The organism is Bacteroides sp. 41_26 (genome assembly GCF_949740115.1).
GTDB lineage: Bacteria > Bacteroidota > Bacteroidia > Bacteroidales > Bacteroidaceae > Bacteroides > Bacteroides nordii.
The window spans coordinates 1-8,039 of the sequence record NZ_CATJGZ010000088.1; the positions used below are offsets into that span (position 1 = coordinate 1).

The 8,039-nt window shown below is 40.2% G+C and carries 8 protein-coding genes and 1 pseudogene; 7 read left to right on the forward strand and 2 right to left on the reverse strand.

Features of this window, described 5'->3' with window-relative positions; translation table 11 throughout:
- The first annotated feature begins 293 nt into the window (after nt 1–293).
- Together QX565_RS13500 and QX565_RS13505 are read left to right on the forward strand one after the other, a co-directional pair.
- Entirely contained in the window at nt 294–650 is a 357-nt protein-coding gene (locus QX565_RS13500; protein ID WP_221651033.1) for a DUF1622 domain-containing protein, read from the forward strand.
- Between the two features lie 47 nt (nt 651–697).
- The gene (locus tag QX565_RS13505) at nt 698–883 is read left to right on the forward strand and encodes a hypothetical protein (protein WP_002560218.1); all 186 of its coding nucleotides are present in this window, start codon (nt 698–700) and stop codon (nt 881–883) included.
- Here the strand turns inward: QX565_RS13505 and QX565_RS13510 are convergent.
- Nucleotides 845–2,121, reverse strand: a pseudogene (locus QX565_RS13510) (sensor histidine kinase). The gene QX565_RS13505 and the pseudogene QX565_RS13510 overlap by 39 nt on opposite strands.
- Between QX565_RS13510 and QX565_RS13515 the strand changes: the two are divergent.
- Both QX565_RS13515 and QX565_RS13520 read left to right on the forward strand, forming a co-directional pair.
- Nucleotides 2,068–2,382 carry an ABC transporter permease gene (locus tag QX565_RS13515; RefSeq protein ID WP_289293030.1) on the forward strand — a complete coding sequence of 105 codons (315 nt, stop codon included), beginning with the start codon at nt 2,068–2,070 and terminating at the stop codon, nt 2,380–2,382. The pseudogene QX565_RS13510 and the gene QX565_RS13515 sit on opposite strands and share 54 nt — an antisense overlap.
- 29 nt (nt 2,383–2,411) lie before the next feature.
- On the forward strand, nt 2,412–3,086 hold the full coding sequence (locus tag QX565_RS13520; RefSeq protein ID WP_221651031.1) for an ABC transporter ATP-binding protein: 675 nt from the start codon (nt 2,412–2,414) through the stop codon (nt 3,084–3,086).
- A 188-nt stretch (nt 3,087–3,274) separates the two neighbouring features.
- Here QX565_RS13520 and spt read toward each other — a convergent pair whose 3' ends face one another.
- A complete protein-coding gene (spt, locus tag QX565_RS13525) occupies nt 3,275–4,459 on the reverse strand; it encodes a serine palmitoyltransferase (protein WP_221651030.1) in 1,185 nt (394 codons plus the stop codon).
- Nucleotides 4,460–4,681: 222 nt separating this feature from the next.
- Between spt and QX565_RS13530 the strand changes: the two genes are divergently transcribed.
- Genes QX565_RS13530 through QX565_RS13540 form a run of 3 tightly spaced genes read left to right on the forward strand, consistent with a single transcriptional unit; the run spans nt 4,682 to nt 7,912 of the window.
- The gene (locus QX565_RS13530) at nt 4,682–5,710 is read left to right on the forward strand and encodes a diacylglycerol/lipid kinase family protein (RefSeq protein WP_289293027.1); all 1,029 of its coding nucleotides are present in this window, start codon (nt 4,682–4,684) and stop codon (nt 5,708–5,710) included.
- Nucleotides 5,711–5,770: 60 nt separating this feature from the next.
- Nucleotides 5,771–7,528 carry an aspartate--tRNA ligase gene (gene aspS, locus QX565_RS13535; RefSeq protein ID WP_221651028.1) on the forward strand — a complete coding sequence of 586 codons (1,758 nt, stop codon included), beginning with the start codon at nt 5,771–5,773 and terminating at the stop codon, nt 7,526–7,528.
- Nucleotides 7,529–7,912 (forward strand): GtrA family protein, encoded by a 384-nt coding sequence (locus QX565_RS13540; protein ID WP_122201721.1) that lies wholly within the window; start codon nt 7,529–7,531, stop codon nt 7,910–7,912.
- Nucleotides 7,913–8,039 lie beyond the last annotated feature (127 nt).

The following is an 8,039-nucleotide window of genomic DNA, read 5'->3' on the forward strand; positions in this document are numbered from 1 at the left end:
GGGATTCGAACCCACGACCCCCTGCTCCCAAAGCAGGTGCGCTAACCGGACTGCGCTACACCCCGAATAAAAATCGTTGGTGTTCTATCGAAAAGCGGTGCAAAGATAGGGAGTATTTTCAAATTAACAATAGCTAAACCCATTATTTTTGTTACTTAATTTTCAATACACTGACTGTCACTTATTTATAGTTTCATTTTTTTCTAAAGAAGACTAAAGGTTATTTACGACTGTAAATGAACCAAAATGCTCTGTCAGATGTAGTATTAGTATAACAAATACGAAACGCACCTATGTTTACACAATTTCTGAACCTTCTGGCCACTATCATAAGTGTGATAAGCCTGCTCATTGTTACTTATGGGGCATTGATTGCATTTATAGCTTTCATTATAAATGAATTAAAACGATTTACCGGGAAATATAGCCCTATTAACATTCGCAGATTACGGGCTACTTTTGGTACTTATCTCCTGTTAGGACTCGAATTTCTTATCGCTTCGGATATTCTGAAAACAGTACTGGAACCTACTCTCAACGAACTTGCTATCTTGGGAGGAGTCGTTGTACTGCGTACTGTTTTATCTGTTTTCCTGAATAAAGAAATTAAAGAACTTGAGGCAGAAAATGGTAAATCTGATGAACCATAAAGAATTTATTATGTTACAAATATACTAAACCTAAACAAGAAAAAGATATGGATACAAAGAAGAAGAATCCCTCTAACAAAAAAGAGGAAGCGCAATTGAAGCTTGAAAGTAAAAAACAAGAAGTGCTACCTGGACAACAAATAGCTGTCTATAGTGAAGCCACTAAAAAAGATGTCCGGGAAGTTGTTAAAGAGCTAAATCCCGACATAAACAGTCTGGGAAGTAGGGGATAATACAGGAAAAACGAGTGTGAAACAACTACCGGTTCCTTTTTCTGAACGTACTGAAATAGTTCCCCCATGTAAGTTCATAATCTGCTTACACAGGCTGAGCCCGATTCCCGAACCGGATGGTTTGGTAGTAAAAAACGGAACAAATATTTTGTCTATTACATCCGGCAATATACCTTCTCCATTATCTGAGACGGTAAGAATAAGACCTTCTGCAGTCTGAGTAAGTTCAATTTCTATCTGGGCATCGGACTTACGAAAACATGCTTCCTGTGCATTTTTCAACAAATTGATCAGAACTTGTTCTATTTGAGTCCGATCTATCCAAAGAGTAAGGGAAGCATCGGGTTGTCTAAAATGGAAGATTTCCGCCGGAAATAGCTTCTTCAAATCAGCAAACAATTCACTGACCGGGACTTGTGTACATACAGGTTCCGGTATTCGTGTAAGCCTGCGATAGTTCTCTACAAATCCCAACAATCCTTTACTTCTCCGATGAATAGTTTGCATGGTCTGAAGCATTACAGCATACTCTTTTTCTGTCAACTGATTTGGTATACCCCGTTCACTGAGCGTTTCTGAGAGAGAGATTATAGGAGTTATTGAATTCATTATTTCGTGAGTCAATACGCGTATCAACTTCTGCCAGGCCTCCATTTCGTTCCTCTCTAGAACAGAATGAATATTTTTCAAACTAATCAGCAACCGTTCCTTTCCCTGTGTGGTAAATAGTGTACAAGAAGCGGCCATTTCCAATACTGTTTCATTTCTTTCAATACGTACAACCCGTGTGTCGCTCGTTGAAGCCTTTACTATTTCTGCCGGTAATTGCGGATTCCGGCCCAGATGGGTTATAGCTGCAAGGTTCATCCATTCCGTATGCCCGGATTTATCTGTAACCAGAACAGCAGTGTCTACCTTATTCAATAAATTCTCATAATATTGACGTTTAACCTCTTCTTCAAAAAGCCGCTCACGGAAAACTTTCAATGCCTCTGAAAGCTCCTGAGCCATATCTGTCATCACCCTGTTTTTTAATGGAGGATAAAAAGTTTGCGTCATATCATTATAACGAATACTTTCTATCAGACGTGTCATCATGCCTGCCAGTTTCATTTGTACAACATAAAGGTGAATTCCGGTTCCTGCTAAGAGTAGGATAGCAACAAGTGTATAAACCATAAATTGTGTATAAACAACACATAACAAGCTATAGCAAACAATATTGTACAAAGATACATGGTGCAACCTTCCGCCAGGTGATCTGGCTGTTTAGCAAACCCTTCTTTCTGCAAATAGGTATTAGCTATATACTGGCTATTCCTGTCGCTTATTGGTTAATGAAGACCTGGAAAGAGCAGTTTGCCTATAGTGCCGGATGGTCATTATGGATTTTCCTGCTTCCTCTATTCATCGTAGTAGGAATATCCATGATTGTCATCAGCCTGCACTGTTATCTGGCTGTCAAAGTGAATCCAACAGTGACGATGATACAAGAATAACTATTTAGAACTCAATAAAACCTACAATCATGATCAAGACCGTAAACTTACAAAAGATCTTCAAGACCGAAGAAGTAGAAACATGGGCACTGAACAATGTGAATGTAGAAGTGAAGGAAGGAGAATTTGTGGCCATTATGGGACCATCCGGTTGCGGTAAATCCACCTTGCTGAACATTTTAGGATTGCTTGACAACCCGACGGGAGGAGAGTATTACCTCCATGGAAAAGAGGTATCCAACTACACCGAGTCTCAGCGTACCAACCTCCGTAAGGGAATTATCGGTTTCGTTTTCCAGAGTTTCAATCTGATTGACGAACTAAATGTCTACGAAAATATAGAGCTACCATTACTCTATATGGGTATTCCGGCTTCTGAACGCAAAAAACGTGTAGGAACAGCAATGGAACGCATGGCTATTACTCACCGTAGCAAACACTTCCCACAACAACTTTCCGGAGGCCAACAGCAGCGTGTTGCTATTGCCCGTGCAGTAGTAGCCAATCCTAAACTGATTCTTGCCGACGAACCAACCGGTAACCTGGACTCCAGAAACGGTAAAGAAGTAATGGGGCTTCTGAGTGAGTTAAATAAAGAAGGTACTACTATTATCATGGTAACCCATTCACAACATGACGCAGGATACGCCGGAAGAGTAATTAATCTATTTGACGGGCAGGTAGTAACAGAAATCAGCATATAGGAATTACACCTGTATACATCTGTATTTCAATGCATTAAAAAGTACGTACTTTATACATACAAACTATGCATATTAAGTCTCTGTTAAATAGGTATTTAACGGAGACTTAAATACGTACTCTTGCTATACAAAAAACGGTTGTACCCAAACCAAGAGTACAACCGTTTTTTATATCTTATAGAGAATGCTTAGATAATCTCTAATTCTTTAAAGCATTTTACTAATTTATCAACAGCAGAATCAATCTGTTCTTTAGTATGTGTAGCCATCAACGCAACACGCACTAATGTATCTTGCGGAGCACATGCCGGAGGTATAACCGGGTTGATAAATACTCCTTCGTCAAATGCCAGTTTAGTCACCATGAAAGTCTTTTCTGTATCACGTACATAAAGAGGTATAATAGGAGACTCAGTAGCACCGATTTCAAAACCAGCCTCGCGGAAACGCTTCAATGCATAGTTTGTAGCTTCCCACAATGCTTCCAGTCTTTCCGGTTCGTTCTGAATAATATGAAGAGCTTCCAGAGCAGAAGCCGTAGCAGCAGGAGTATTAGATGCACTAAAGATATACGTACGTGCATTGTGACGCAACCAGTTAATGATTGATTCATCTGCAGCAATAAATCCCCCGATAGAAGCTAATGATTTACTGAATGTTCCCATAATCAGGTCTATTTCGTCTGTCAAACCAAAGTGGTCACAAACACCGCGTCCCTGTTTTCCGAATACACCTAAACCATGAGCTTCGTCTACCATAATAGTAGCATTATACTTATGTTTCAAACGAACTATTTCGGGCAAATTGGCTAAGTCACCTTCCATAGAAAACACACCGTCTACAACAATCAGTTTCACAGAATCCGGATTACACTTCTGAAGCTGTTTCTCAAGATCAGCCATATCATTGTGCTTGTATTTCAGATTCTGAGAGAATGATAAACGACGACCGTCTACGATAGAAGCGTGGTCCCGATCATCACAAATAATATAATCGTTACGATCTGTTAAGCAAGATATTACCCCCGAATTTACAGTAAATCCCGTAGAAAAACAGAGTGCATCTTCCTTACCAACAAAAGCAGCCAATTCTTTTTCCAACTTCACATGCAAGTCGAGTGTACCATTCAAGAAGCGGGAACCGGCACAACCGGAACCATATTTTTTCATAGCTTCGATGCCTGCTGCAATAACTCTTTCATCTCCGGTAAGACCTGTATATGCGTTTGAGCCGAACATTAAAACATTATGTCCACCCATATTTACTTCTGTACCTTGTTTCCCTTCTATCTCACGAAAATAAGGGTATACGCCCATTGCCATATATTGCTGCGGCAGGTCGTACTTAGCTAACTTCTCTTGTAATAATCCCATGAATTGTTATTTATTATTCGCTTTATTGGTTACTGATAGACAACAGTCCAAATCCTTTTATCCTTAATAACTGTTTAAAAACAGGGGGCAAAGATAACAAAATTTGCGTTTGCCTGTTCTTTTTAATAGAAAAAATATACTCTTTCTGCTTTTGAGAAGCCGGAAGATTTAAAATTAAGAAATTTATATTACTTTTGTCGACCACAATCGATTAAAATTAGCATGAACGAAAGCATGAAGAAAATTATATTCATTGTCAATCCGATTTCAGGCACGCAAGGTAAAGAACTTGTTCTCAATTTATTAGATGAAAAGATAAATAAAGAGAGATATACGTGGGATGTGGTGTATACCAAAAGGGCCGGTCATGCAATAGAGATTGCCGCTCAGGCAGCAGCAGAGAAAGCAGATGTTGTAGTAGCTATCGGTGGAGACGGAACTATCAATGAGATAGGACGTTCACTGGTGCATACAGAGACAGCATTGGGCATTATACCTTGTGGTTCCGGTAATGGACTTGCAAGACATCTGCATATCCCAATGGAACCTAAAAAAGCATTGGAAATAATCAATGAAGGAGTAACCGACATTATCGATTACGGCAAGATAAACGGCGCTGACTTCTTCTGTACTTGCGGAGTAGGTTTTGATGCCTTTGTCAGTTTAAAATTTGCCAATGCCGGAAAACGCGGCTTACTGACTTATCTGGAGAAAACCCTGCAAGAGAGTCTGACCTATCAGCCGGAAACTTATGAATTGGAAACAGAAGACGGTACTTATAAATATAAGGCTTTCCTCATTGCTTGCGGCAATGCTTCCCAATATGGTAATAATGCATATATAACCCCACAAGCTACCCTTACTGATGGACTGCTGGATGTCACTATTCTTGAACCATTTACCGTACTCGATGTTCCTTCACTTGCTTTTCAGTTGTTTAATAAAACCATCGATCAGAATAGCCGTATAAAAACATTTCGCTGCAGAAAGTTGCGTATTCACCGTACCAGTCCGGGAGTAGTTCACTTCGATGGTGATCCGATGCAAGCCGATGAGAATGTGAACATTGAGCTTATACAAAAAGGGCTACGCGTTATTGTACCCAAAGAAACTATCGTAAAAGACAATGCTAACGTGTTGCAGAAGGCCCAGGAATACGTTAATGGAATTAAAATGATTAACGAAGCTATTGTAGACAATATTACTCACAAAAATCAGAAAATTATTCGGAAATTAATCCGAAAGGATTAAGAATTTGTGTACTTTTGCAGACTACTACAAAAGTAAAGAATATTATAAAATACAAAATATATGTTTAGAACGCACACGTGTGGAGAACTGAGAATCTCCGATATAAACAGTCAAGTCACGCTGTCAGGATGGGTACAGCGTAGCCGTAAAATGGGAGGTATGACTTTTATTGACCTTCGTGACCGTTACGGTATCACTCAATTAGTATTCAATGAAGAAGTAAATGCAGAACTGTGCGAACAGGCTAATAAACTGGGACGCGAATTCGTAATCCAGGTGACCGGTACTGTAAACGAACGTTTTAGCAAGAACTCAAATATTCCTACAGGAGATATTGAAATCATCGTGTCAGAATTGAACGTTCTGAACGTTGCCACCACACCTCCTTTCACTATCGAAGAAAATACAGACGGAGGAGACGACATTCGCATGAAATACCGTTATCTGGACCTTCGTCGTAGTAATGTCCGTTCCAATCTGGAACTTCGTCACAAGATGACAATAGAAGTACGCAAGTATTTGGATGAGCAAGGGTTTATAGAAGTGGAAACTCCGGTTTTGGTTGGCTCTACCCCTGAAGGTGCACGCGACTTTGTTGTTCCTTCACGTATGAATCCGGGACAATTCTATGCCTTGCCTCAATCTCCGCAAACACTGAAGCAATTGTTGATGGTAGCTGGTTTCGACCGTTATTTCCAGATTGCAAAATGCTTCCGTGACGAAGACCTTCGTGCTGACCGTCAACCGGAATTCACTCAGATTGACTGCGAAATGAGTTTTGTTGAGCAAGAGGATATCATCACTACTTTTGAAGGTATGGCCAAGCACTTGTTTAAGACACTTCGCGGAGTTGAACTGACAGAGCCATTCGTACGCATGCCATGGAGTGATGCTATGAAATATTACGGTAGTGACAAACCCGATTTACGTTTTGATATGAAATTCGTCGAACTGATGGATATCATGAAAGGACACGGTTTCCCGGTATTTGACAGTGCTACATATATTGGTGGCATATGTGCAGAGGGTGCCGCAAGTTATACCCGTAAACAACTGGATGCACTGACAGAGTATGTGAAAAGACCTCAAATAGGTGCCAAAGGTATGGTATACGCCCGTATAGAAGCCGATGGTACTGTAAAATCAAGTGTCGATAAGTTCTATACCCAGGAAGTATTGCAACAAATGAAGGAAGCTTTCGGTGCTAAACCGGGAGACTTAATTCTGATTCTCTCCGGTGATGATGCTATGAAGACTCGTAAACAGCTTTGCGAACTCCGTTTGGAAATGGGCAAGCAGTTAGGTTTACGTGATAAGAATAAATTCGCTTGCTTGTGGGTAGTAGATTTTCCAATGTTTGAGTGGAGTGAAGAAGAAGGACGCCTGATGGCAATGCATCATCCATTCACTCATCCTAAAGATGAAGATATTCATTTATTAGATAGCGATCCGGCAGCAGTTCGTGCAGATGCTTATGACATGGTTGTTAATGGTGTAGAAGTAGGTGGAGGTTCTATTCGTATCCACGATTCACAATTGCAAGCCAAAATGTTCGAAATTTTAGGGTTTACTCCTGAAAAAGCGCAGGAACAATTTGGTTTCTTAATGAACGCATTCAAATTCGGTGCACCTCCTCATGGTGGATTGGCTTACGGACTTGACCGGTGGGTATCACTTTTCGCAGGGCTTGATTCAATTCGTGACTGCATTGCATTCCCAAAGAACAATTCGGGTCGTGACGTAATGTTGGATGCTCCGGCAGCACTTGATCCGTCTCAGCTTGATGAACTGAATCTGATAGTAGATATTAAGGAATAAGTGAAAGAATCAGTACGCATCTTTCGATTTGCCGTAATAGGTACGCTCAATGCATTGATTACAGCATTTGTCATCTGGTTAATGATGAATGAGCTATCATACGATTACATTCCTGCAAATATTACTGCGTATATTGTAGCCCAGATACATAATTTTATATGGTGTAAGTACTGGGTATTCCCCACAGAAGACAAAAAGAACAACCTCTGGCAACAGGTGTTGTTCTTTGCTATGGCTTTTGGAATAGCCTACAGTGCGCAATTCATATTCCTTATCTTACTGGTGGAAGCAGGAGACGTAAACGAGTATCTGGCACAGTTCCTCGGACTATTTATCTACGGCACAGTTAATTTTATAACAAACAGGAAACTTACTTTCCGGTGAGATTCAATTTCACCAGAGAGAGAACACTATTGAAACGCAGAATTCTAAGACCTGCGCAAATATTTGTGCAAGAAAAAACAGTTAAATAAGTTAAATGGGTTGCTATCTAGTGTAGCAGCCTGTTTAA